This is a genomic window from Streptomyces sp. XY006 (assembly GCF_002237655.1).
Lineage (GTDB): Bacteria > Actinomycetota > Actinomycetes > Streptomycetales > Streptomycetaceae > Streptomyces > Streptomyces levis.
On the sequence record NZ_NOKT01000022.1, the window covers coordinates 1 to 24,986 of the forward strand.

Sequence of the window (24,986 nt, forward strand, 5' to 3'; positions counted from 1 at the left end):
TCGGAGAAGTACCAGCTCAGGCCCCGCGACTGGGACACCGCCGAACGCGAGGGCCGCACCATCACCCCCCTGCTCACCCGGCTCAACACCATCCGGCGGGAGAACCCGGCCCTGCAGCAGCTGCGCGACCTCCACTTCCACCACGCGGACAAGGAAGCGGTGATCGTGTATTCGAAGAGGAAGGGTTCGAACACGGTTCTGGTGGTCGCCAACCTCGACCCCCACCACACCCAGGAGGCCACGGTCTCGTTGGACATGCCGCAACTCGGCCTGGACTGGCACGAGTCGGTGCCGGTGCGCGACGAGCTCACCGGCGAGACCTACCACTGGGGCAGGGCCAACTATGTGCGCCTCGAACCGGGCCACCGTCCCGCGCACGTCTTCTCGGTTCTGCGACCGTCCCACCCGCAGATCGGAGGGTCACCCACAACATGATCGTCAACGAACCCGTGCAGGACACCTTCGAGGACACACCCGCCAGGGACCGCGACCCGGAGTGGTTCAAGCGCGCCGTCTTCTACGAGGTGCTCGTCCGCTCCTTCCAGGACAGCAACGGCGACGGCGTCGGTGACCTGAAGGGCCTGACCGCCAAGCTCGACTACCTGCAGTGGCTCGGCGTCGACTGCCTGTGGCTGCCGCCCTTCTTCAAATCGCCCCTGCGCGACGGCGGCTACGACGTCTCCGACTACACGGCCGTGCTGCCGGAGTTCGGCGACCTCGCGGACTTCGTGGAGTTCGTCGACGCCGCCCACCAGCGCGGCATGCGCGTGATCATCGACTTCGTCATGAACCACACCAGCGACCAGCACCCCTGGTTCCAGGAGTCGCGCAAGGACCCCGACGGCCCCTACGGCGACTACTACGTGTGGGCCGACGACGACAAGCAGTTCCCGGACGCGCGCATCATCTTCGTCGACACCGAGGCCTCCAACTGGACGTTCGACCCGGTCCGCAAGCAGTACTACTGGCATCGTTTCTTCTCCCACCAGCCGGACCTCAACTACGAGAACCCGGCCGTGCAGGAGGAGATGATCTCCGCCCTGAAGTTCTGGCTGGACCTGGGCATCGACGGGTTCCGGCTGGACGCGGTGCCGTACCTGTACCAGGAGGAGGGCACCAACTGCGAGAACCTCCCGGCCACGCACGACTTCCTCAAGCGGGTGCGCAAGGAGATCGACGCGCAGTACCCGGACACGGTGCTGCTGGCGGAGGCGAACCAGTGGCCCGAGGACGTCGTCGACTACTTCGGCGACTATCCGAGCGGCGGCGACGAGTGCCACATGGCGTTCCACTTCCCGGTCATGCCGCGCATCTTCATGGCCGTGCGGCGGGAATCGCGCTACCCGGTCTCCGAGATCCTGGCCAAGACCCCGGCCATCCCCTCGGGCTGCCAGTGGGGCATCTTCCTGCGCAACCACGACGAGCTCACGCTCGAGATGGTCACCGACGAAGAGCGCGACTACATGTGGGCCGAGTACGCCAAGGACCCGCGGATGCGCGCCAACATCGGCATCCGGCGCAGGCTCGCCCCGCTGCTGGACAACGACCGCAACCAGATCGAGCTGTTCACGGCCCTGCTGCTGTCCCTGCCGGGCTCGCCGATCCTGTACTACGGCGACGAGATCGGCATGGGCGACAACATCTGGCTCGGCGACCGCGACGCGGTGCGCACGCCCATGCAGTGGACGCCCGACCGCAACGCGGGCTTCTCCTCGTCCGATCCGGGGCGGCTGTTCCTGCCCACGATCATGGACCCGGTCTACGGCTACCAGGTGACCAACGTCGAGGCGTCCATGGCCTCGCCGTCGTCGCTGCTGCACTGGACCCGCCGCATGATCGAGATCCGCAAGCAGAACCCGGCCTTCGGACTCGGCTCCTACACCGAGCTGCCGTCGACGAACCCGGCGGTGCTGGCGTTCCTGCGGGAGTACGAGGACGACCTGGTGCTGTGCGTGAACAACTTCTCGCGTTTCGCACAGCCCACGGAGCTGGATCTGAGCGCGTTCGAGGGCCGGCACCCGGTGGAGCTGTTCGGCGGGGTGCGCTTCCCGGCGATCGGCGAGCTGCCGTACCTGCTGACGCTGGCGGGTCACGGCTTCTACTGGTTCCGGCTCCGCAAGGACGCCGTATGAGGCCGGTTGCGGCCTGATCAGGCCTGTTGCGCGGGGCAGGCCGCAAACCCCCGCGGCGGGGCGTTTCCTCCGCCCCGCCCGGGGCACGCATCAGTAACACCCCGCCACCCGCGTGAGCCGGAAGGGGCGCCGTCCGGGGCCGGCCGCAGGCGCCCGGAGGCGCACCAGAAATGGGTGAAAGGACGCGACGCCATGTCGGAAGCCGTCACACGCACCGTCACCACCCCGCCCGGCCTTCTTGCCTCCCTCGATCCACTGCTGCGGGAATGGCTGCCGCGGCAGCGCTGGTTCGCGGGCAAGGGGCGGCCGGTCACCGGGTTCACGCTCGTCGAGGCCACCGAGCTGCTGCCGCCCACGGCCAAGCTCGGCCTGTACCACCTGCTCGTCCGCGCCCACCAGCCGCTCCTGCGGTCCCACGGGGCGCCCGGCCACCCCGGTGACTGCTACCAGCTGCTCATAGGCGTGCGCGAGGCGCTGCCACCTCGGCTGGCGCCCGCGCTCATCGGTCATGTGCCGGAGGGTCCGCTGGCCGGCCGGACGGTCTACGACGCCCTGCACGACACCCGGCCCGCCGAGCTGCTCCTGGAGGCGCTGCACACCCGCGCCCGCATCGGCGCGCTCCGCTTCGAGCGGGACCTCGGTCAGGACATCCGGTCCGGGCTGGTGCCGCGCGTGGTGACCGCGGAGCAGTCCAACTCGTCGATCGTGTACGGAGATACGTTCATCCTGAAGCTGCTGCGGCGGATCGTGCCCGGGGTCAACCCGGACCTGGAGCTGCCGCTGGCCCTGGCCCGTGAGAGCTGCCCCCGGGTGCCCGCGCCGACGGCCTGGATGGTGGCGGACGTGGACCCCGGGGCGGACCCGGTCGTCTCGACGGGCCCGGTGGACCCGGCCGGCCAGCCGTATGTGCTGGGGGTGCTCCAGCCCTTCGTGCAGGGCGCCTCCGACGGCTGGGAGCTGGCGCTGCGCGAGCTGGCCAAGGGCGAGGACTTCGCCGCGGAGGCGCGGGCGCTGGGACGGGCCACCGCCGAGGTGCACACCGCGCTGGCCCGTGCGCTGCCGACGGTCACACTCGGTCATGCGCAGCTGCGGCTCATGGTGGACGGCATGATCGAGCGCCTGGACGCGGCCGTCCAGGCGGTGCCCGCGCTGCGCCCGTACGCCGGCGGCCTGCGGTCGGCGTTCACGGCACTGGGCGATCTGGCCGCCGAGGGCCGCACCTGGACCGCACAGCGGGTGCACGGCGACCTGCACCTCGGGCAGTGCCTGCGCTCGCCCGCCGGCACGTGGAAACTGATCGACTTCGAGGGCGAGCCGGCCCGGCCGCTGGCCGAGCGGCGCATGCCGCAGCCGGTGGTGCGGGACGTCGCCGGCATGCTGCGGTCCTTCGACTACGCGGCGCGCTCGGCCGACCCGCCCCAGCCGGACTGGGCCGAGACCTGCCGTTCCGCGTACTGCTCCGGCTACGCGGACGCCTCCGGCCGCGATCCGCGCACCGACCCGGTGCTGCTGCGCGCCTACGAGACGGACAAGGCGATCTACGAGGTGGTCTACGAGGCCCGGCACCGCCCCGACTGGCTGCCGGTGCCGCTGGCCGCCATAGACCGGCTCGCCGCGTCCGGCCACCTGACCTGACTGACCCACCTTCGCCCAGGAGGCTCCGCCCGTGACCCCCCGCCCTGAGTCCAGCGGTCCGCGTCCCAAGGGGACGGCCGGGGAGAAGATCCCCGAGCAGCCCACGGCCGCGCAGAAGAAGAGTGCCGCGAAGAAGACGGCGGTGCCGAAACAGGCGGCGGCCCGGAAGGGCACGGCCGCCGCGAAGAAGGCCGCCGCCAAGAAGACGGCCCCGGCGAAGACGACCGCGAAGAAGGCCACCGCGAAGAAGACGGCGGCCGGGGAGACGACGGTCAAGGCGACGGCCGCGAAGAAGGCGGTCGCCAAGAAGGCCGCCACGACGAAGGCGGCCACCGCGAAGGCCCCCGCGAAGGCCCCCGCGAAGAAGGCGGCCACCGCCAAGACCGCTGCCACCAAGGCCGCCGCGGCCAAGGCGACCACCACCAAGGCCGCCGCGAGCAAGGCGAGCGCCACCAAGGCCGTCGCCAAGAAGTCCTCGGCGGTCACGGGGGCGAAGAAGACGGTCGCGAAGAAGGCGGTCGCGAAGAAGAGCGCGCCCGCGAAGAAGGCGGTCGCGAAGAAGGCGCCCGCCGGCAAGGCCGCCGCCGCCGGGACCGCCCCGGGTCAGGTCGTGCCGCCGGAGGTGGAGGTCGCCGTCTCGCCCGCCCTGGACGCCGGGGACCGTGAGCGGCTGCTGAGCGGCACGCACCACGCCCCGCACTCCGTGCTCGGCGCCCACCCCGTGCCCGGCGGCATCGCCTTCCGGGCGTTCCGTCCGTACGCCCTGTCGGTGACGGTCGTCGCCGGGGAGGTGCGGGCGGAGCTGCACGCCGACGGGGAGGGCTTCTTCTCGGGGCTGCTGCCGCTGCGGGAGGTCCCGGAGTACCGGCTGCTCGTGCAGTACGAGGGCACGCTCCTGGACACCGAGGACGCCTACCGCTTCCTGCCCACGCTCGGCGACCTCGACCTGCACCTGATCGGCGAGGGCCGGCACGAGGAGCTGTGGACGGCGCTGGGCGCGCACCCGATGACCCACCAGGGCGTGACCGGCACCCGCTTCGCGGTCTGGGCGCCGAACGCGCGCGGCGTGCGCGTGGCCGGCACGTTCAACTTCTGGGACGGCACCGGGCACGCCATGCGCTCGCTCGGCTCGTCGGGCGTGTGGGAGCTGTTCCTGCCGGACGTCGGCGAGGGCGAGCTGTACAAGTTCGAGATCACCCGGCCCGACGGTTCGAAGACGATGCGGGCGGACCCGATGGCCCGCCGCACCGAGGTGCCGCCCGCGACCTCGTCGGTCATCACCTCCTCGCGCTACGAGTGGGAGGACGCCGAGTGGCTCGCCCGGCGCGCCGAGGCACCGGCGCACGAGTCGCCGTTCTCGGTGTACGAGGTCCATCTGCCGTCCTGGCGACCGGGACTGACGTATCGCCAGCTGGCCGAGCAGCTCCCCGGCTATGTGAAGAACCTGGGCTTCACGCACGTCGAGCTGATGCCCGTCGCGGAGCACCCCTTCGGCGGGTCCTGGGGCTACCAGGTCACCGGCTTCTACGCGCCGACGGCACGCCTGGGCACGCCGGACGACTTCCGGTACCTGGTCGACAAGCTGCACCAGGCCGGCATCGGCGTGATCATGGACTGGGTCCCGGCGCACTTCCCGCGTGACGACTGGGCGCTGGCCGAGTTCGACGGCCGGCCCCTGTACGAGCACGCGGACCCGCTGCGGGCCGCGCACCCCGACTGGGGCACGCTGGAGTTCGACTTCGGGCGCAACGAGGTGCGCAACTTCCTCGTCGCCAACGCCGTGTACTGGTGCGAGGAGTTCCACATCGACGGGCTGCGCGTGGACGCGGTCGCCTCGATGCTCTACCTCGACTACTCGCGCGAGCCGGGCCAGTGGACGCCCAACGAGCACGGCGGCCGGGAGAACCTGGACGCGGTGGCGTTCCTCCAGGAGATGAACGCGACGGTGTACCGCAGGGTGCCCGGCGTGGTGACGGTCGCGGAGGAGTCCACCGCGTGGGACGGCGTCACCCGCGCCACCCACCACAAGGGTCCGAGCGGCTTCGGCGGGCTCGGGTTCGGCCTGAAGTGGAACATGGGCTGGATGCACGACTCGCTGCAGTACATGAGCCACGAGCCGGTGCACCGCAAGTACCACCACCACGAGATGACGTTCTCCATGGTGTACGCCTACAGCGAGAACTACGTCCTGCCGATCTCGCACGACGAGGTCGTGCACGGCAAGGGGTCCCTGGTGTCGAAGATGCCGGGCGACTGGTGGCAGCAGCGCGCCGGGGTCCGCTCCTACCTCGGCTTCATGTGGGCCCACCCGGGCAAGCAACTGCTGTTCATGGGCCAGGAGTTCGCGCAGGGCGCGGAGTGGTCCGAGGCGCACGGACCGGACTGGTGGCTGCTGGATCCGGGCTACGGGGCCGAGGCCGACCACCGGGGCGTGCGCGACCTGGTCCGCGACCTCAACGCCGTGTACCGCACCACCCCGGCGCTGTGGCGGCTGGACACGGACCCGGCCGGGTTCGAGTGGATCGCCGGCGACGCGGCCGACGACAACGTGCTCGCGTTCCTGCGCCTGGACCCGGAGGGCAATCCCCTGCTGGCGGTGTCGAACTTCGCGCCGGTCGTCCGCCCGGACTACCGGCTGGGCGTGCCGGAGGACGTCTCCGCCTGGCACGAGGCCGTCAACACCGACGCGGCCCGCTACGGCGGCAGCGACGTCACCAACCCCGACCCGGTCAAGCCCGAGGCCCAGCCCTGGCACGGGCGCCCGGCGAGCATCCGCCTGACCCTGCCGCCGCTGGCGACGGTCTGGCTGCGCCCGGCGTAGGCCCCCTGTGACAGGGGTGTGACCGGAGAAGTGGCCTGCGTCACAGCCCGTCCGGTCCGGGAGTGGTGGGGTGACCGCATGCGTGTCCCCCCACTCCCCCGCCGCTCCGCAAAGGGCTGAGGCCCGTGCTGGTGGGCCTCGGTCTCTCGGCGGTCTGCGCCGTCGCCGCGCTGATCGCCGCCGCGGGTGCCGTCGCCGTGGCGCTGCCCGGGCGGCCCGAGCCGTGGCCGGTGCATCTGCTGCGCCGGGCGGCGGCGACGGCCGCGTGGGCGGCCGCCGCCGTGTACTCCCTCGGCCTCTTCGCCGTGCTGGGCTCGGAGGCGGCCTTCGACGACGGGGCGAACTCGGTCCCGGCCCCGGCCTGCCGCGACGGTTTCGACCCGGCCACGATCGAGGGGCTGAGCCACCACCGGTCCTCGTACCTGCCGCTGCGCTTCGACTGCGTCCGCGGCGACGGCTCCGTCTACACCAGCGACCCGGACTACGGATGGATGAACGGGGCGACGGCGGTCCTCGCCCTGACCGCAGCCCTGCTCGCCATCACCGCCGGCTACACAACCGAACTACGCGCCCGCAAGGCGCCCGCCGCGCCATGACGGCCGGAGCAGGCGCCTCACGGGCTACATGAGTGCCTTTGCCAGGGCCGTGGGGAGTTCTCCGGTGTGCAGGACGCCCAGGTGCTGGGTGGCGCGGGTCAGGGCCACGTACAGGTCGCTGGTGCCGTACCGGGCGGGTTCGACCACGAGGACCGAGTCGAACTCCAGGCCCTTGGCCTGGCGCGGGTCGAGCAGGACCACCGTCTGTGTGAGGTCGGGTTCGGCGCCCGCCGTGACGCCGTCCAGCCGGGCCGCGAGGGAGCGGTGGAGGTCGCGCGGGGCGATCACCGCGAGCCGCCCCTCGGCCGGGGTGAGCTCCCCGACCGCCTTGGCGACGGCGCCCGGCAGGTCGTCGGTGGCCCGGGCCCAGGGCCGTACGCCCGTGGAGCGGACGGAGCTGGGCGGCTCGAACTCCGGGTTCTCGGCCCGGACCACGGCCGCCGCGACGTCCATGATCTCGGCCGGGGTGCGGTAGTTGACGCCCAGGCGGGTGTGCTCCCAGCGGTCCTCGACGTACGGGGCGAGGATGCCCGACCAGGAGCCCACCCCGGCGGCCTCCGCGGTCTGCGCCGGGTCGCCGACCAGGGTCATCGAGCGGGTCGGGCTGCGCCGCATCAGCAGCCGCCACGCCATCGGCGACAGCTCCTGCGCCTCGTCGACGATGATGTGCCCGAACGCCCAGGTGCGGTCGGCGGCCGCCCGCTCGGCGGCGCTGCGGTGGTCGTCCTCCTCGTGCCGCTCGGCGAACCGCTCGGCGTCGATGATGTCGTGCGCGGACAGCACCTCGGAGCTCTCGGGGTCGTCCTCCTCCTTGTCCTCGAACTCGTAGGTCCGGGACGCGTACGACACGTCCAGCACGCCCTGCGCGTAGGCGATCTGCCGCTCGCGCTCCCGCTCGGCGCGCTCCCGGGCGAGCCGGTCGTCCTCGCCGAGGAGTTCGGCGGCCTCGTCGAGCAGCGGCACGTCGGCGACGGTCCAGCGCCGGGTCACCGGGCGGCGTACGGCGTCGGCGTCCTCGGCCGGCAGGAACTCCTCGGGCGCCGCGAGGAAGTCGGCGACGAGCCGCTGCGGGGTCAGCACCGGCCACAACCGGTCGATCGCGGCCCACACTTCGGGGTTCTCGGCGAGGTCGTCGCGGATCTGGGTGACGTCGCTGGGGTCGAGCAGGCTGGACCCGTCGAAGGGGTCGGTGCCGATGCGCTCGGCGTACAGCTCGGTGAGGGTGTTGAGGATGTGCCCCTCGAAGTGCTCGCGGGCGGCGTTGTGCGGCAGCTTGGCGGCGCGGGTGCGCTCGCGTGCGACGTTGACCAGGCCGTCGTCGAGCATCAGCACCTCGCGGTCGTGCTCGATGGCGATCACCGGGTCGGGCAGCGCCTGCCGGGCGCGGACGACCTCGGCGAGCACGTCGGCCATGGCGGCGCGGCCCTTCACGGCGGCCGCCTCGGGCGTGTCGGTGGCGGTCGCCTTCACACCGGGGTACAGCTCGCCGACGGTCGCGAGGAGCACGCCGGTCTCGCCCAGGGACGGCAGCACCTCGCCGATGTAGCCGAGGAACGCCGGGTTGGGCCCGACGATCAGCACGGCCCGCTTGGCGAGCAGCTCGCGGTGCTCGTAGAGCAGGTAGGCGGCGCGGTGCAGGGCGACGGCCGTCTTGCCGGTGCCCGGGCCGCCCTCCACCACGAGGACGCCGCGGTGCGGGGCGCGGATGATGCGGTCCTGGTCGGCCTGGATGGTCTGCACGATGTCGCTCATGCGGCCGGTGCGCGCGGAGTTCAGCGCGGCGAGCAGCACGGCGTCGCCCGTCGGGTCCTCGTGGCCGGTGCGGGTCTCGTCGCCGAGGTCGAGGATCTCGTCGTGCAGGTGGGTGACCCTGCGGCCCTCGGTGGCGATGTGCCGCCGGCGCCTGAGGCCCATCGGGGTGTGGCCGGTGGCCAGGTAGAAGGGGCGGGCGACGTCGGCGCGCCAGTCGATCAGGACGGGCGTGCGCTCCGCGTCGTCGGTGCGCAGGCCGATGCGGCCGATGTGGTGGGTGACGCCCGAGGTGAGGTCGATCCGGCCGAAGCACAGACAGCCGTCCACCGCGTTCAGCGCGGCGAGCAGCCCGGAGCGCTCGGCGACGAGGATGTCCCGTTCGAGTCGGGCCTGCATGGGCGTGTTGCCCTGCGCGAGCGCGTCCGTGACGGAGGTCTCGGCGTCGCCGCGCAGCGCGTCCACGCGCGCGTACAACCCGTCGATGAATTCCTGTTCCTGCCGCAATTCATCGTCCGGAAATTCGGTGTTTGACAATTCCGCTCCCGCCCGGATATACTGTGCTCACTGAACTCCTCCGCGACTTCAATCGACTTGAAGTCGCGAATGAATCAATATACGCGAGAAAAGCCCCCGAGCCAATTGCTCGGGGGCTTTTCCGTGCCCCGGGCCGGTCGCTCACAGCACGTCGGACAGCTCCTGCAGCAGCCGGCGCTTGGCCCGCGCGCCGACCATGGACTTCACGGGCTCGCCGTCGCGGAACACCAGGAACGTCGGCATGGACAGCACCTTGTAGGCGTTGGTGGTCAGCGGATTGTGGTCCACGTCCAGCTGCACCACCTTCAGCCGGTCGCCCTCCTCGGCGGCGAGGGCCTTGAGCACCGGCGCCATCTGCCGGCAGGGCGGGCACCAGTCGGCGGTGAACTCCACCAGGACCGGCAGATCCGCGCCGATCACCTCGGCCTCGAAGTCCGCGTCCGTCACGTCGGTCACCACGGGTGCCTCCCCAGTTCGCAGCGGGGCTCCGGACCGCCCGGAGCCTCGGCCTCGGCGTTCAGCTCGGCCCGCGCCAGCTGCCGCGCCACCGTGTCCCGCACGGCGCTCAACTCGCCGATCAGCGCGTCGAGTTCGTCCAGCTTGCGCCGGTAGACCGCGAGGGACGCCGGACAGGAGTCGCCCTCGGGGTGCCCGGCGCGCAGGCACTCCACGAAGGGCCGTGTCTCCTCCAGGCCGAACCCGAAGTCCTGCAGCGTCCGGATCTGCTCCAGCAGCTTCAGATCGCACTCGTCGTACGTCCGGTATCCGTTGTCCGCACGCCGCGCGGGCAGCAGCCCTCGTGCCTCGTAGTACCGCAGCGTCCGCGTGGTGGTCCCGGCGCGTGCGGCCAGCTCGCCGATTCGCATGGGGTCGAACGTAATCCTTGACGCCGAGGTCAAGGCAACACCTCAGCGCGCCCCGGCGTTCTCCGGCTCCCGCTCCTCGACGGCCTGCTCGGGCTCCGGCTCGCCCCGGCCGGGCAGCAGCAGCGCCACGAGCACCGTGCCGACGCCCAGGACCGCCGCCCCGACCAGGCTGGTGTGGGCGACCGCGTCGGCAAAGGACGAGCCCACCGCGTCGGCCATCTGCCGTGCGCCGCCGGCGAGTTGCTCGGCCTGCGCCCTGAGCCGCTCCGCCTGCTGCGGATCGCTCGTGCCGGCCGCCTGCTCGGCGAGCTGCCGGGCCCGGTCGCCGATGCCCTGCGCGACGGCGTACCCGGCCCCGACGGAGTCCTGGGCCGTCTCCAGGGAGGACGCGGGCAGCTTGCTGCCGGCCGTCGCGTCCGAGAGGTGACCGGAGTACGACGTCGCCAGCAGCGAACCGAGGAGGGCGATGCCGATCGATCCGCCCAGCTCCAGCGACGTGTCGTTGACCGCGCCGCCGACGCCGAGCTCCGACTCCGGGAAGGCCCCCATGATCGCGTCCGTGCAGGGCGAGAGGGCGAGCCCGATCGCCAGGCCCAGGACGACCAGGGGCACGACGAAGTCGCCGTACGCCGAGCCGGAGTCGATCCGGGTGAGCAGGGCCAGTGCCGCCGTGCCGCCGACCATGCCGGCCGTGACGGTCCACTTCATGCCGACCCGGGGCGTGAGGTACCCGGTGAGGGCCGAGCCGGCGAACACCGCGCCCGCCAGCGGCAGCATCCGCACGCCGGTGTCCAGGGCGTCGTAGCCGAGGACGAACTGCAGGTGCTGCGTCAGGTAGTAGAAGGCCCCGAACACGGCCAGGAAGAACAGCGCGACGGCGAGGTTGGAGCCCGCGAACCGCCGGTCGGCGAAGCGGCGCACGTCGAGCAGCGGGCGGGGATGGCGCAGCTCCCACACCACGAAGGCGGCGAGCCCGGCCCCCGCGACGACCGCGGCCGTGACCGCCTGGGCGTCCCAGCCGAAGTGCGGTCCCTGGATGATCGCGTAGACCAGTGCCGCGATCCACACCACGGACAGCAGCCCGCCGCCGTAGTCGATCCGCCCGCGGTCGGCGGCCTTGGACGGCGGGACCAGGACGAACGCGCCGACGAGTGCCAGCGCGGCGACGGGCACGTTGATCAGGAACGTCGACGACCAGCCGTGGTGCTCCAGCAGCGCCCCGGCGACCAGCGGCCCGGCCGCGATGGCGAGTCCGGCCGTGGCGGTCCACAGGGTGATGGCGCGGGCGCGCTCGCCCCGCGGGAAGGTCGCGGCGAGCAGGGACAGTGTGGCGGGCATGATCATCGCGGCTCCGGCGCCCATCACGGCACGGGCGGCGATGACCGCCGTTGCGCTGTCGGCGAGGTAGCCGAAGACGGCCCCGCCGCCGAACACGAGGAGCCCGAGCACCAGCGCGCCCCGGCGGCTGTACTTGTCGCCGATCGCGCCGAGCAGCAGCATCAGCGCGGCGTAGGGGACGGTGTAGCCGTCGATGACCCACTGCAGGTCGGCGCTGGACAGTCCGAGGTCCTCGGTCATGGCGGGTGCCGCCACGGTGAGGGCGGTGTTCGCCATCACGATGATCAGCAGGCTCAGGCAGAGCACGAGCAGCGCCCACCAGCGGCGCGGGTAGGGGCGGTCCGTCCTCTCGGCCGGTTCGGTCACGACGAGTCGCATGGCAGGGGCGCCTTCCTCGCTGATTTGCACATGGCTGTGCATTTACACAACGATGTGCAATCTACGCCGTTGCACAGCACTGTGCAACTCGGCTCCGGAGGGGCACAATGACGTCCATGACCACGGGCACCACCAGCCGCGCCGACGCCAACCGCCGCCGCATCCTCGATGTCGCCCTCGCGGAACTGCTGCGGGACCCCGACGCGTCCATGGACCAGATCGCCCGCGCGGCGGGCGTCGTCCGGCGCACGGTGTACGGGCATTTCCCGAACCGCGAGGCCCTCATCAGCACGCTCGTCGACGAGGCGGTGGAGGCCCTGTCGGCCGCGCACGCCGCCGGCCGCGCGGGGGTGGGGGATCCGGCGGAGGCCGTGGCCCGCTCGGTGCTGGCCGTGTGGGAGATCGCCGACCGCTACCGGCTGCTGGTCGCGCTCGCCCAGCGCACGGTGACCATGCAGGGCATCCGCGAACGCCTCGCCCCGGTCCGGGAGACCGCCGCCGGCATGCTGCGGCGCGGCCTGGACGAGGGTGTCTTCAGCTCACCGCTGCCCGCCCCGGCCCTGGCCTACGTGCACGAGCAGATGCTGGTGGCGCTGATGGAGGCGGTGAACGACGGGCTGGTGGCAGCGGAAGAGGCGGGCCGCTGCGCCGCGGTCACCATCCTGACCGCGGCGGGCGTGCCCGCCTCGACCGCCACGGGGCTGGTGGCGGAGCTGAACGACTGACTTCTTCTGCTGGGACTGCGAAGTGGGACCGGGCGGCTGGGCGACGGGGGGACACCAAGCCGCCCGGAGTCCTGGGCAGCGCGGCCGTCAGGCCTTCGCCAGCTCCTTCTCGCCGCCCGGCTCGGGCACCTCGACGTGGCCGCCGGAGGCCGGGGCGCCGTGCCCGTCGTCGAGCAGGGTCTTCTCGTCGAAGGGCAGCTGCCCGGCGAGGACCTGGTTGACCCGGTCCTTGTCGATCTCCTTCGTCCAGGTGCCGATCAGCACGGTGGCCACGGCGTTGCCCGCGAAGTTGGTCAGGGCGCGGGCCTCGCTCATGAAGCGGTCGATGCCCACGATCAGGCCGATGCCGTCCACCAGGGCCGGCTTGTGCGACTGCAGACCACCGGCCAGGGTCGCGAGACCGGCACCGGTGACACCGGCGGCGCCCTTGGAGGCGACCAGCAGGAAGAGCAGCAGCGGGATCTGCTCGCCGATCGACATCGGGGTGCCCATGGCGTCGGCGATGAACAGCGAGGCCATGGTCATGTAGATCATGGTGCCGTCGAGGTTGAAGGAGTAGCCGGTCGGGACGGTGATGCCGACCACCGGCTTGCTGACGCCCAGGTGCTCCATCTTCGCGATGAGCCGCGGCAGCGCGGACTCGGACGAGGAGGTGGACAGGATCAGCAGGAACTCACGGCCGAGGTACTTGAACAGCGTGAGGATGTTCAGGCCGGAGATCACGCGCAGCAGGGCGCCGAGCACGATGAAGACGAAGAGGAAGCAGGTGACGTAGAAGCCGAGCATCAGCACCGCGAGGCTCTTGAGCGCGTCCAGGCCGGCGGAGCCGGTGACGGCGGCGATGGCGCCGAAGGCACCGATCGGGGCCGCCCACATCACCATGGCGAGGATGCGGAAGACGAGCCGCTGGATGTGCTCGATGCCGCGCAGGATCGGCTGCCCGGCCGCGCCCATGCCCTGCAGCGCGAAGCCGGCGAGCAGGGCGATCAGCAGGGTCTGCAGCACCGACTCGCTGGTGAAGGCGGAGACGATCGTGGTCGGGATGATGCCGAGCAGGAACTCGGTGGTGTCCTTGGCCTCGGCGTCGACCTGCGCGTGTCCGGCGTCCTTGACCGCGTCGGTCACGGCCAGGCCCGTGCCCGGCTCCAGAATGTTGCCGACGACCAGGCCGATGCTCAGGGCGACCAGCGACATCACCATGAAGTAGCCGAGGGCGATACCGCCGACGGCGCCGACCTTGGCGGCCTTGCGCACCGAGCCGATGCCCAGCACGATCGTGCAGAAGATGATCGGCGAGATCATCATCTTGATCAGGTTCACGAAGCCCGTGCCGATGGGCTTCAGCTCGACAGCGAAGTCCGGTGCGGCCAGGCCCACCGCGATACCGGCGGCGACCGCGATGATCACCGCGATGTAGAGATAGTGCGTGCGGTCCCGCTTGGCCTTGGGTGCGGCAGGTGCCGTATCGGCTGCGCTGGTCACGGCGGCCCTCCTTGACGACGTCGTCGGCATCACCGGCGTGCGGCTCACGTCCGGGAAATCTCCGGAAGCTCCGGGCAACTGCGGGAAACAGGGAGCGGGGCTCCCGGAGATGCGTTATGGGGAATGCCGTGACTATGTCGTGCGCTGTGAGCGCGGTCACCCTTCCGTTCATTTAGTTCACAATCGGCCACGGTGCAGACTGACGGCATGCGCCTCACCGTCCCCGGCCCCCGCAGTCTGGCGGGCCAGCTCTTCGCCATGCAGGCCGTGCTGATAGCGGTCGTCGTGGCCGGATACGCGCTGTTCACCTATGTCAGCGACCGCAGCCAGGCCGAGGAGGCGGCGGCGCGCCAGGCCCGGGCGGTGGCCCGGTCGGTCGCCGACTCCCCGTCCGTGACGGCGGCGATCCGCACCCCCGATCCGACGGCCGAGCTCCAGCCGTACGCGCTGCGGGTGATGCGGGACACCGAGGTCGACTTCATCACGATCATGGATCCGCGGGGCATCCGCTGGACGCACCCGGACCCGAAGCAGATCGGCCAGACCTTCCAGGGCCACACCGACAAGGCGCTGCGCGGCCGGACCTTCACCGAGACCTACACCGGCACGCTCGGCCCGTCGGTCCGGGCGGTCACCCCGATCAAGGACGGCCCGCGGGTGGTCGGCCTGGTCAGCGCGGGCATCCGGGTCGAGGAGATCACCCAGCGCGTCCAGGAGCAGCTCACGGCCCTGCTCGGCGTCGCGGCCGGCGCGCTGGTACTGGGCGCGGTCGGCACGTACGTCATCAACGCCCGGCTGCGCCGCCACACCCACGGGATGAACGCGGCCGAGCTGAGCCGGATGCACGACTACCACCAGGCCGCCCTGCACGCGGTACGCGAGGGGCTGCTGATGCTGGACGGGCAGTACCGTGTGGCGTTGATCAACGACGGAGGGCGGGAGCTGCTGGGCGTGGCCGGGAACGTGGTGGGCAGGTCGGTGGCCCAGCTGGGGCTGCCCGCTCCGCTGACGGGCGCGCTGCTGGCCTCGGAGCCGCGGGTGGACGAGGTGCATCTCACGGCCTCCCGGGTGCTGGTGATCAACACCTCGCCGGTGTCGGGCGGCGAGCGGCGCGGTACGGTCGTGACCCTCCGCGATGTCACCGAACTCCAGTCGCTCATGGGCGAGTTGGACTCCGAGCGGGGTTTCACCCAGGCGCTGCGCTCGCAGGCGCACGAGGCGGCGAACCGGCTGCACACGGTCGTCTCGCTGATCGAGCTGGGCCGGGCGGAGGAAGCGGTGGAGTTCGCGACGGCCGAGCTGGAGCTGGCCCAGGCGCTGACCGACCAGGTCGTGGCGGCGGTGAGCGAGCCGGTGCTGGCGGCGCTGCTGCTGGGCAAGACCGCCCAGGCGAACGAGCGGGGCGTGGAGCTGGTGGTGTCGGAGGACAGCAGCCTCGACGACGGCCTGCTGCCCGCGTCCCTGCCGGCGCGGGATCTGGTGACGATCCTCGGCAACCTCATCGACAACGCCGTGGACGCGGCGCAGGGCAGCGTGCGGGCCCGGGTGACGGTGGCCGCGTACACCGAGGCCGCGGGCGGCTGCCCGGAGCTGGTGATGCGGGTGTCGGACACGGGCCCGGGCGTGGATCCCGAGCACGCCGAGGCCGTCTTCCAGCGGGGCTTCACGACCAAGCCGGCCGGACCGGGCGGCCGGGGGCTGGGCCTGGCGCTGGTCCGGCAGGCGGCGCACCGGCACGGCGGGACGCTGTCGGTGACGGGCGCCGACGGGGGCGGGGCACAGTTCGAGGTGCGGCTGCCGCTGAGCCGGGCGGCGGATGCGGCGCCCGGCGACCTCGCCCGGGACGGCGGCGCGGCACCGTCGGATCCGGCCGCCGCGCTCCCGCTGCCCGCGGGGCCCGCGCCCGGGACCTCCGGGGGCCCGCTGTCCAAGGCCGGTGGAGGCGACGCATGACGAGCGACCCGACGAGACAGCAGGCCATCCGCGTCCTGGTGGTGGAGGACGACCCGGTCGCCGCCGACGCGCACGTCCTCTACGTCGGCCGGGTGCCCGGCTTCGTGGCCGTGGGCAAGGCCCACACGGGTGCGGAGGCCCGCCGGGCCCTGGAGCGCACCCCCGTCGACCTGCTGCTGCTGGATCTGCACCTGCCCGATGTGCACGGCCTGCAACTGGCCCGTTCCCTGCGCGCGGCCGGCCACCACGCCGACGTGATAGCGGTGACGTCGGCCCGCGACCTGGCCGTGGTGCGCGAGGGCGTCTCGCTCGGTGTCGTGCAGTACGTCCTGAAGCCGTTCACCTTCGCGACCCTGCGCGACCGGCTGGTGCGGTACGCGGAGTTCCACGCGGCGGTCGGCGAGGCCAGCGGCCAGGACGAGGTGGACCGGGCGCTCGCCGCGCTGCGCGCACCGGGCCCGGCCGCGCTGCCCAAGGGCCTGAGCGCGCCGACCCTGGAGCGCGTCACGCTCGCCCTGCGCGACAGCGCGGAGGGCCTGACGGCCGCGGGCGTGGCGGAGACGGTGGGCATCTCCCGCATCACCGCCCGCCGTTACCTGGAGCACCTCGTCGACGCGGGCCGCGCGGCCCGCCGCCCGCAGTACGGCACCGTCGGGCGGCCGGAGTTGCAGTACCGCTGGGTCACCGGTCAGTGACGGTCCATCAGCCGCCGATCAAACCCCCGCACACGCATTGACCTGACTAGACCATTCAACTTAGGTTCACGACGCAGCCGTCCCGGCCACAACGAAGTGCGCCCGTAGGAGGTCGTGCCCGTGCGCCCCACCGCCGCCCTCACCCCCCTCGCCGCCCTGCTCCTCGCCGCCACGGCCCTCACCGCCTGCGGTGGGGGATCCGGCAGCGACCCGGACACCGTGAAGGTCTCCTTCAAGCAGTCCACGGACAACTCCGTGAAGGTGATGGACACCTATCTCGCGGACATCACGAAGCAGTTCGAGAAGGCCCACCCGGGCAAGAAGGTCGAGCTCGTCCCGATCAAGGCCCCGGACGCGGAGTACTACACCAAGCTCCAGCAGATGCTCCGCTCCCCCAAGACCGCCCCCGACCTGGTCTACGAGGACACGTTCCTCATCAACTCGGACATCACCAGCGGGTACTTGAAGCCCCTCGACGCCTACCTCGCCAAGTGGCCGGACTGGAACCGGTTCATCGACACGGCCAAGGCGGCGGCCAAGGGCGAGGACGGCAAGACCTACGGCGTCCCCGACGGCACCGACACCCGCGGCCTCTGGTTCGACAAGGACGTCTTCGCCAAGGCCGGACTGCCTGCCGACTGGCAGCCGAAGACCTGGGACGACATCCTCACCGCCGCCCGTGCCGTCAAGAAGAAGGTCCCCGGCGTCATCCCCCTCAACGTGTACACGGGCAAGCCGGTCGGCGAGGCCGCCACCATGCAGACCTTCGAGATGCTGCTCTACGGCACGAACGACGGCTCCGCCGACCCCCTGTACGACAAGTCGAGCAAGAAGTGGATCGCCGGCGGGCAGGGTTTCGAGGACGCGCTCGCCTTCGTCGAGACGGTCTACCGCGAGAAGCTCGGCCCGGACGTCTCCGACGCGCTCGACCCGAACGTCGGGACGCGGGTGCGCGGCGAGTGGCTCCCGCAGGGCAAGCTCGGCATCGCCCTCGACGGCTCCTGGCTGCCGCAGGACTGGCTGCCGGGCAGCGGCCACGAGTGGCCCGAGTGGTCGCGGGAGCTGGGTCTTGCCGCCATGCCGACCCAGCACGGCCAGGCGCCCGGCAAGGTGAGCATGTCCGGCGGCTGGACCTGGTCGATCCCGGCCAAGGCCGGCAACCCGGACCTGGCGTTCGAGTTCATCAAGACGATGCAGACCAAGGCCAACGCGCAGAAGTGGTACATCGCCAACTCGGGCATCGCGGTCCGCGAGGACGTCGCCGAGGACCCGGCGTACGTCGACGCGCAGCCCGGCATCAAGTTCTTCACCGACCTGGTGTCCTCGACCCACTACCGGCCCGCCTACCCGGCGTACCCCAAGGTCTCCACGGCCATCCAGGAGGCGATGGAGAGCGTCACCACGGGCGACGCCTCGGCGGAAGAGGCGACGCGCGCCTACACGGACGCGCTGAAGGACGCCACCGGCGACCAGGTGGCCGAGCGGTGATCCCGGGCCGCCGCGCATGACCGCCACCGCGCCCCGCCCGTCCCTCGCCAGGACACCCGGGGCCCCGCGCCCGGCCCGCGGTCCCCGCCTGCCGGTGCGGGTCCTGCCCCTCACCCCCGCGGTCGTCCTCCTGCTGCTGTTCCTGGCCGGCCCGATCGCGTACTGCGTCCTCATCGCCTTCACCGACCTCCAGCTCACCGGCCAGGCCGAGTCGTCGTTCGTCGGCTTCGACAACTTCACCCGGGCCTTCGGCGACGAGGCGTTCCTCAACGCCGTATGGCTGACGCTGGTGTTCACGGTCCTGTCGTCGCTGATCGGGCAGAACACCCTCGGACTCGCCCTCGCCGCGCTGATGCGGCGCGCCTCGAAACCGGTGCGCACCCTGACCGGCGGCATCGTGGTCACCGCCTGGGTCCTGCCGGAGGTGGTGGCGGGCTTCCTGCTGTACGCCTTCTTCCGCCGCGAGGGCACCCTGAACGCCGTCCTGGACTGGCTGCACCTGCCGTCCCAGAACTGGCTCTACACCCTGCCCATCCTGGCGGTGTCCTTCGCCAACGTCTGGCGGGGCACGGCCTTCTCGATGCTGGTCTACTCGGCCGCGCTGAACGAGATCCCGCAGGAGATCACCGAGGCGGCGGAGGTCGACGGAGCGGGCGGCTGGCGCCGCATGTGGCACATCACGCTGCCCATGATCCGCCGTTCCATCGGCACGAACCTGATGCTCAACACCCTGCAGACCCTCTCGGTCTTCGGCCTGATCTGGGTGATGACGCGCGGCGGCCCGGGCGGCCGGAGCCAGACGCTGCCGCTGTTCATGTACGAACAGGCCTTCCAGAACAGCCTGATCGGCTACGGCACCGCGGTCGCCCTGCTCCTGCTGCTGGTCGGCTCCCTCTTCTCCCTTCTCTACCTGCGCCTGCTGCGGACGGAGGTCTGACCCGCATGGCCACGCTCACCTCCCGCCGTACGACCCGCCGCCTCGCCGCCGACGCCGGCCTGCTGGCCGTCGCCGCCGCGTTCGTCCTGCCCCTGGCCTGGGTCGTCCTCTCGGCCCTCGACCCCGGCGCCACCCTCCGGGTGAAGGCGCCCGACGGCCTGACCCTGGACCACTTCGACGCGGTCCTGACCCCCGAGATCACCTTCACGCCCCTGCTCAACAGCCTCCTGCTGTGCGGCGGCGCGACACTGCTGACGGTGGTCTGCGCGGCCCTGGCCGCCTACCCCCTGTCCCGCTTCCGCTCCCGCTTCAACCGGCCGTTCCTGCTGGCGATCCTCTTCGCCACCAGCCTGCCCATCACGGCGATCATGGTCCCGGTCTACGCGCTCTTCGTGCGGGTGGACCTGATCGACACCATGCACGGCACGATCCTCTTCTTCGCCGCGTCCCAACTGCCGTTCGCCATCTGGCTGATGAAGAACTTCATGGACGGCGTCCCGAAGGAACTGGAGGAGGCGGCCTGGACGGACGGCGCCTCCTCCCTGCAGTCCCTCGTCCGCATCGTGCTGCCCCTGATGGGCCCGGGCGTGGCCGTGGTGACGGTCTTCTCCTTCGTCATGATGTGGGGCAACTTCTTCGTCCCCTTCATGCTCCTGCTCACCCCCGACCAGATGCCGGCGTCGGTCAGCATCAACGACTTCTTCGGCAACCGGGGCATGGTGGCCTACGGCCAGCTGGCCGCGTTCTCCCTCGTCTACTCGACGCCAGTGATCCTCCTGTACGTGCTGATCTCCCGGCGCCTGGGCGGGGGCTTCGCGCTGGGCGGGGCGGTGAAGGGCTGACGGGGGCGGACGGGAAGCAACCGCGCGCGCCCGCTGTTGGACGTCGTGACCGCGGAGATCACCGCGCTCGGCACAAGGGGGAGACATGTCGGTTCGTGCTCTGCTCGTCGATCCGTCCGCGCCCGTCGCCGTCCGGCTCGGCGAGGTCGCCGAGCCGGAGCCCGGGCCGGGTCAGGTCCTCGTCGAGGTCTCGCACGTCTCGTTGAACCACGGCGACCTCAACGACGCCCGCTCCGGGCGCGTCCCGGTGGGAGCGGTGCTCGGCTCGGACGCCGCCGGCGTGGTCGTCCGGGCCGCGGCCGACGGAACCGGGCCGGCGGTGGGCACGCGGGTGGTGGCCCTGACCTCGGGAGCCTTCGCCGAGCGGGTGGCGATCGGCGTGGGCGAGCTGGCCGAGGTGCCCGAGGGCCTGGACCCGGCGAAGGCGGTGGGGCTCCCGGTCGCCGGGGTGGCGGCGCTGCGCTCGCTGCGGGCCGCCGGACTCGGGCCCGGCAGGAGGGTGCTGGTCACCGGGGCGTCCGGCGGGGTCGGCCGGTTCGCCGTCCAGCTGGCGGCCCGGGCCGGGGCCCAGGTGATCGCGTCCGTCGGCTCGGCCGCCCGGGCCGGGGGACTGGCCGGGGCCGGTGCCGACGAGGTGCTGGTCGGGCTGGAGGGGCTCAAGGAGCCGGTGGACATCGTCATCGACAGCGTCGGCGGCCCCCAACTGGTCGCCGCCTGGGACCTGCTCGCCCCCGGCGGCAGCGTGCAGAGCGTCGGCTGGACGTCCGGGGAACCCGCCGTCTTCCCGCCGTACGCGACCGTCGGCCCGGCCAAGTCGCTGTCCTCCTTCGTCATCGACTCGGAGGCGGGCGCCGACCTGGCCGTCCTCACCGAGCTGGCCGCCGAGGGGTCCCTGACCGTGGAGACAGGCTGGCAGGGCCCGTGGAACCGATTCGACGAGGCGGCCGAGGCCCTGCACGCACGCCGAGTCCAAGGCAAGGCGATCCTGGAGATAACGCCCCACTAGGGGCGCTCGAACCCTGACGTCCCCCGGCGTCCCGCCCGCACTCGTCGGCCCGGGCGGTGGTCACCGCACCAGACTCGGACGCTTCGGGTCGAAGGACCACCCCGGCACGAGGTACCGCATCGCCACCGCGTCGTCCCGTGCCCCCGCCGTGCCCGCCGCCTTCTCGCGGTACAGCTCGTGTGCCGCCAGCAACCGGTCCATGTCGAGCGTGATTCCCAGACCCGGCGCGGCCGGCACCGCGATCTCCCCGTCCACGATCCGCGGCGGATCCGTCGTCAGCCGCTCCAGCCCCTCCTGCCAGATCCAGTGCGTGTCCAGCGCGTTGTACTCCCCCGGCGCCGCCGCCCCGCAGTGCGTCACCATCGCCAGCGAGATGTCGAAGTGGTTGTTGGAGTGGCACCCCCACGTCAGCCCCGTCGCCCGGCACAACTGCGCCACCCGCACCGACCCCTGCATCGTCCAGAAGTGCGGATCGGCCAGCGGGATGGACACCGACTGCAGAGCCAGCGCGTGCGCCAGCTGCCGCCAGTCCGTCGCGATCATGTTGGTCGCCGTCGGCAGCCCCGTCGCCCGCCGGAACTCCGCGAGGATCTCCCGCCCCGAGTAGCCCCCTTCCGCCCCGCACGGATCCTCGGCGTACGCCAGCGTGCCCACCAGCGGCCGGCACAGCTCGACCGCCTCCCGCAGCGACCAGGCCCCGTTGGGGTCGAGGGTGATCCGGGCGTCGGGGAACCGCCGCTTGAGCGCCCGCACGGCGGCGACCTCCTCGGCCCCCTCCAGCACACCCCCCTTGAGCTTGAAGTCCCGGAACCCGTACCGCTCGTACGCCGCCTCGGCCTGCCGCACGATCGCCTCCGGCGACAGCGCCTCCTCGTGCCGCACCCGGTACCACGCGACCGGGGAGCCGGGCTCGCGCACGTACTCCAGGTCGGTGCGGTCCGCGTCGCCCACGTAGAACAGATAGCCCAGCACCCGCACGGACTCCCGCTGCTGCCCGTCCCCCAGCAGCGCGGCGACCGGCAGGTCCAGGTGCTGCCCGAGCAGGTCCAGCAGGGCCGACTCGACCGCCGTGACGGTGTGGACGGTGGTCCGCTGGTCGAAGGTCTGCGCACCGCGCCCGCCCGCGTCCCGGTCGGCGAACCGCTCCCCGATCTCCCGCAGCACCCGCTTGTAGTCGCCGACCTTCACCCCGACGACCAGCGACGCGGCGTCCCGCAGGGTCCGCGTGATCGCCTCCCCGCCGGGCACCTCCCCGAGCCCGGTCCGGCCCTCGGAGTCGGTGAGGACGACGACGTTGCGGGTGAAGTACGGCCCGTGCGCGCCGGAGAGGTTCAGTTCCATGCTGTCCCGGCCGGCGACGGGGTGGACGGCGAACGCCGTGACGACCGGCTGCTGCCCGATGCCCATCAGGTGCCTCATCTCTGTATGCAGACGACGTCTACGTAGGCAGATGGAGGCTAGATGGGTGGACGACCGGGGTCAATGGGCCGACGATCATCAATGGCCGGAAGGAAACGCCCTCGCGCGACGCGGACCGTACGGATTGCGCCGCCGGCCCACGCCTTCGCCCGCCCTCGGGAGACGCCGGCGGCGAGGCACACCGCTTCGATGCCCGGCCCTGTGCACGACGCCCGGGCCGCCCCGCCCGTCCCCGCCGCCGTGCGGTCGATGCGCGAATATGCCCACTGAGCTTGCCGTTCGCCGGGGCCGTGGTCCCCACGGGACTGCCGGCGCCGCTCCGGACCCCGCCCGCGCCCGCACATCCGTCCGCCGGACAGACGCCCCCGGCCCCGGCGAACCCGCCGGTAGCCGTAGCTTCCTACAATCCGTGATCCTGGCCGAACTGACCGTAGTCGCCGCAGCCCCACGCCCCTAGCTTGTGGCCCGTGCGCCGACCTTCACCCAGCCCGAGCGAGCCCTCCCCGACGACGACTCCGCCCTTCAACGCCCCCGCCGCCCGCCGGCTGCGCGCGGCCCTCGGCATGGCCCCCGAGCACGTCGCCCACGGCATGCGCGTCTCGTACGGGCACCCGCACGTCTCCCCGGACCACGTGATCGCCTGGGAGCGCGGGATCATGGCCCCGAGCAACTCCGAACTCACCGCCCTCGCGGGCGTGCTGTGGTGCTCGCCGGCCGAGCTCATCGGCAGACCGCGCACCCTGCGCGAACACCGCATCGCCCGCTGCCTCGCCCCCGAGGACGTGGCCCGGGCCGTCGGGCACGACGTCCACGCGTATCTGCGCATGGAGGAGACGGACAGCTGGCGCGGCACCGAGCGCCAGTCCGCCGCGCTCGCCGAACTGCTCGGCCTCGGCCTGCCCGACTTCGTCACCGTCACGGGCCGCGACGCCCGGCTCGGCGATCTGCTGCGCAGCGCGGCCATCACCCGCTGGCAGGCCTATGTGCGCCCGGTGGCCCGGCTCGTCCCGCTGGACCGGCGGTTCCTGGAGGGTGCTCTGCAGAGCCTGCACGAGGACTACCAGGGCCACATGGCCGCCACCCTGAGCTGGGGCGGCGGCAGCGGTGACGCGGGCGGCGCCGGCCAGGACTTCCTCGACCGGATCGTCGAGCACTTCTGGGCGAAGCTCCAGGACGACACCGGACGGGAGGCTGTCTAGAAGACCGACTCGGCCTCGTCCATACGGTCCTTGGGCACGGTCTTCAGCTCGGTCACGGCCTCGGCGAGCGGCACCATCACGATGTCCGTCCCGCGCAGCGCGGTCATCCGGCCGAACTCGCCCCGGTGCGCGGCCTCCACCGCGTGCCAGCCGAACCGGGTGGCCAGGACCCGGTCGTAGGCGGTGGGCACACCGCCGCGCTGGACGTGGCCGAGGATGACCGGCTTGGCCTCCTTGCCCAGCCGCCGCTCCAGCTCGTGGGCGAGGGCCGTGCCGATGCCCTGGAAGCGCTCGTGGCCGAACTTGTCTATGGCGCCCTTGCCGTAGTCCATGCTGCCGTCGACCGGGTGGGCGCCCTCGGCGACGCAGACCACCGCGAACTTCTTGCCGCGGGCGAAGCGCTCCTCGACCATCTTCACGAGGTCCGCCGGGTCGAAGGGGCGCTCCGGCAGGCAGATCCCGTGCGCGCCGGCGGCCATGCCGGACTCCAGCGCGATCCAGCCCGCGTGCCGGCCCATGACCTCCACGACCATCACGCGCTGGTGGGACTCGGCGGTGGTCTTCAGGCGGTCCATCGCCTCGGTGGCGACGCCGACCGCGGTGTCGAAGCCGAAGGTGCGGTCCGTGGAGGAGATGTCGTTGTCGATCGTCTTCGGCACGCCGACGACGGGCAGGCCCGCGTCGGAGAGCATCCGGGCCGCCGTCAGCGTGCCCTCGCCGCCGATCGGGATGAGCGCGTCGATGCCGAACTCGTGGATCATGTCGGAGGCGTTCTCACAGGCCTCGCGGAGCCGGTCGCGCTCCAGCCGGGACGAGCCGAGGATGGTGCCGCCACGGGCCAGGATGCCGCTGACGGACTCCAGGTCGAGGTTGCGGAAGCGGCCGTCCAGCAGGCCCGCGTAGCCGTCCTCGAAGCCGATGACCTCGTCGCCGTAGTTGTCGACCGCCCGGTGCACGACCGACCGGATCACGGCGTTCAGGCCGGGGCAGTCGCCGCCTGCGGTGAGAACTCCGATACGCATCGTGCTGTGTCTCCTGCTCGCTGTTGACGCCGGTGAGCCACTGCCGATTGTTTCACGCTCCACAGCCCGCCGTGGCACCCCGGTCTGACGGGCGCCTTATATAGCGGCAGAGGTATTGTCAAGAGGGTTCTGCTCACCTTGGTGGGCGATTTTTCTGCCCTCGTTC

At 72.0% G+C, this 24,986-nt stretch carries 20 protein-coding genes; 13 read left to right on the forward strand and 7 right to left on the reverse strand.

Annotated features, from left to right (window positions below):
- The 5 genes from CHR28_RS24520 to CHR28_RS24540 all read left to right on the forward strand — a co-directional run.
- A partial coding sequence (locus CHR28_RS24520) for a DUF3459 domain-containing protein (protein WP_143655883.1) occupies nt 1-435 on the forward strand: 435 nt, incomplete at its 5' end.
- Entirely contained in the window at nt 432-2,132 is a 1,701-nt protein-coding gene (gene treS / locus CHR28_RS24525; protein ID WP_094055849.1) for a maltose alpha-D-glucosyltransferase, read from the forward strand. The genes CHR28_RS24520 and treS, both read left to right, overlap by 4 nt.
- A 192-nt stretch (nt 2,133-2,324) precedes the next feature.
- Nucleotides 2,325-3,767 (forward strand): maltokinase N-terminal cap-like domain-containing protein, encoded by a 1,443-nt coding sequence (locus tag CHR28_RS24530; RefSeq protein ID WP_094055850.1) that lies wholly within the window; start codon nt 2,325-2,327, stop codon nt 3,765-3,767.
- A 31-nt stretch (nt 3,768-3,798) separates the two neighbouring features.
- Complete coding sequence (gene glgB / locus CHR28_RS24535; protein ID WP_094055851.1) at nt 3,799-6,588, forward strand: 1,4-alpha-glucan branching enzyme; 2,790 nt, start codon at nt 3,799-3,801, stop codon at nt 6,586-6,588.
- Between the two features lie 125 nt (nt 6,589-6,713).
- Nucleotides 6,714-7,184 (forward strand): hypothetical protein, encoded by a 471-nt coding sequence (locus CHR28_RS24540; protein WP_094055852.1) that lies wholly within the window; start codon nt 6,714-6,716, stop codon nt 7,182-7,184.
- Nucleotides 7,185-7,208: 24 nt separating this feature from the next.
- On the opposite strand, the gene CHR28_RS24545 is transcribed toward CHR28_RS24540, so the two are convergent.
- From CHR28_RS24545 to CHR28_RS24560, 4 genes are all read right to left on the reverse strand, one after another.
- Complete coding sequence (locus CHR28_RS24545; protein ID WP_179272549.1) at nt 7,209-9,440, reverse strand: HelD family protein; 2,232 nt, start codon at nt 9,438-9,440, stop codon at nt 7,209-7,211.
- A 171-nt stretch (nt 9,441-9,611) separates the two neighbouring features.
- The gene (locus tag CHR28_RS24550; protein ID WP_094055973.1) at nt 9,612-9,926 is read right to left on the reverse strand and encodes a thioredoxin family protein; all 315 of its coding nucleotides are present in this window, start codon (nt 9,924-9,926) and stop codon (nt 9,612-9,614) included.
- Complete coding sequence (locus CHR28_RS24555) at nt 9,923-10,336, reverse strand: MerR family transcriptional regulator (RefSeq protein WP_094055854.1); 414 nt, start codon at nt 10,334-10,336, stop codon at nt 9,923-9,925. The genes CHR28_RS24550 and CHR28_RS24555 overlap by 4 nt, the downstream gene beginning before the upstream one ends.
- A gap of 42 nt (nt 10,337-10,378) precedes the next feature.
- Nucleotides 10,379-12,052, reverse strand: coding sequence for a DHA2 family efflux MFS transporter permease subunit (locus tag CHR28_RS24560; RefSeq protein WP_094055855.1), 1,674 nt, complete (start codon nt 12,050-12,052; stop codon nt 10,379-10,381).
- A 107-nt stretch (nt 12,053-12,159) separates the two neighbouring features.
- Between CHR28_RS24560 and CHR28_RS24565 the strand changes: the two genes are divergently transcribed.
- Nucleotides 12,160-12,777: a TetR/AcrR family transcriptional regulator gene (locus CHR28_RS24565; RefSeq protein WP_094055856.1), complete on the forward strand. Its 618-nt coding sequence runs from the start codon at nt 12,160-12,162 to the stop codon at nt 12,775-12,777.
- An 87-nt stretch (nt 12,778-12,864) separates the two neighbouring features.
- Here the strand turns inward: CHR28_RS24565 and CHR28_RS24570 are convergent, their stop codons facing one another.
- Nucleotides 12,865-14,259 carry a cation:dicarboxylate symporter family transporter gene (locus CHR28_RS24570; RefSeq protein WP_094055857.1) on the reverse strand — a complete coding sequence of 465 codons (1,395 nt, stop codon included), beginning with the start codon at nt 14,257-14,259 and terminating at the stop codon, nt 12,865-12,867.
- A 207-nt stretch (nt 14,260-14,466) separates the two neighbouring features.
- On the opposite strand from CHR28_RS24570, the gene CHR28_RS24575 reads away from it, so the two are divergent.
- The 6 genes from CHR28_RS24575 (at nt 14,467) to CHR28_RS24600 (ending at nt 21,180) form a co-directional block, all read left to right on the forward strand.
- Nucleotides 14,467-16,212, forward strand: coding sequence for a sensor histidine kinase (locus tag CHR28_RS24575; protein WP_094055858.1), 1,746 nt, complete (start codon nt 14,467-14,469; stop codon nt 16,210-16,212).
- Nucleotides 16,209-16,907, forward strand: coding sequence for a response regulator (locus CHR28_RS24580; RefSeq protein ID WP_094055859.1), 699 nt, complete (start codon nt 16,209-16,211; stop codon nt 16,905-16,907). The genes CHR28_RS24575 and CHR28_RS24580 overlap by 4 nt, the downstream gene beginning before the upstream one ends.
- A 120-nt stretch (nt 16,908-17,027) precedes the next feature.
- Nucleotides 17,028-18,395, forward strand: coding sequence for an extracellular solute-binding protein (locus tag CHR28_RS24585; protein WP_094055860.1), 1,368 nt, complete (start codon nt 17,028-17,030; stop codon nt 18,393-18,395).
- 16 nt (nt 18,396-18,411) lie between these two features.
- A complete protein-coding gene (locus CHR28_RS24590; protein WP_094055861.1) occupies nt 18,412-19,332 on the forward strand; it encodes a carbohydrate ABC transporter permease in 921 nt (306 codons plus the stop codon).
- A 5-nt stretch (nt 19,333-19,337) separates the two neighbouring features.
- Nucleotides 19,338-20,174 carry a carbohydrate ABC transporter permease gene (locus CHR28_RS24595; protein ID WP_094055862.1) on the forward strand — a complete coding sequence of 279 codons (837 nt, stop codon included), beginning with the start codon at nt 19,338-19,340 and terminating at the stop codon, nt 20,172-20,174.
- Nucleotides 20,175-20,259: 85 nt separating this feature from the next.
- Nucleotides 20,260-21,180, forward strand: a complete 921-nt coding sequence (locus CHR28_RS24600; protein WP_094055863.1) for a zinc-binding dehydrogenase — start codon at nt 20,260-20,262, stop codon at nt 21,178-21,180.
- Nucleotides 21,181-21,240: 60 nt separating this feature from the next.
- Here CHR28_RS24600 and CHR28_RS24605 read toward each other — a convergent pair whose 3' ends face one another.
- A complete protein-coding gene (locus tag CHR28_RS24605) occupies nt 21,241-22,587 on the reverse strand; it encodes an enolase C-terminal domain-like protein (RefSeq protein WP_094055864.1) in 1,347 nt (448 codons plus the stop codon).
- Nucleotides 22,588-23,066: 479 nt separating this feature from the next.
- On the opposite strand from CHR28_RS24605, the gene CHR28_RS24610 reads away from it, so the two are divergent.
- Nucleotides 23,067-23,798: a helix-turn-helix domain-containing protein gene (locus CHR28_RS24610; protein ID WP_179272550.1), complete on the forward strand. Its 732-nt coding sequence runs from the start codon at nt 23,067-23,069 to the stop codon at nt 23,796-23,798.
- Here CHR28_RS24610 and CHR28_RS24615 read toward each other — a convergent pair.
- A complete protein-coding gene (locus CHR28_RS24615) occupies nt 23,795-24,820 on the reverse strand; it encodes an ATP-dependent 6-phosphofructokinase (RefSeq protein ID WP_094055866.1) in 1,026 nt (341 codons plus the stop codon). The two genes, CHR28_RS24610 and CHR28_RS24615, sit on opposite strands and share 4 nt — an antisense overlap.
- Nucleotides 24,821-24,986: the final 166 nt, after the last annotated feature.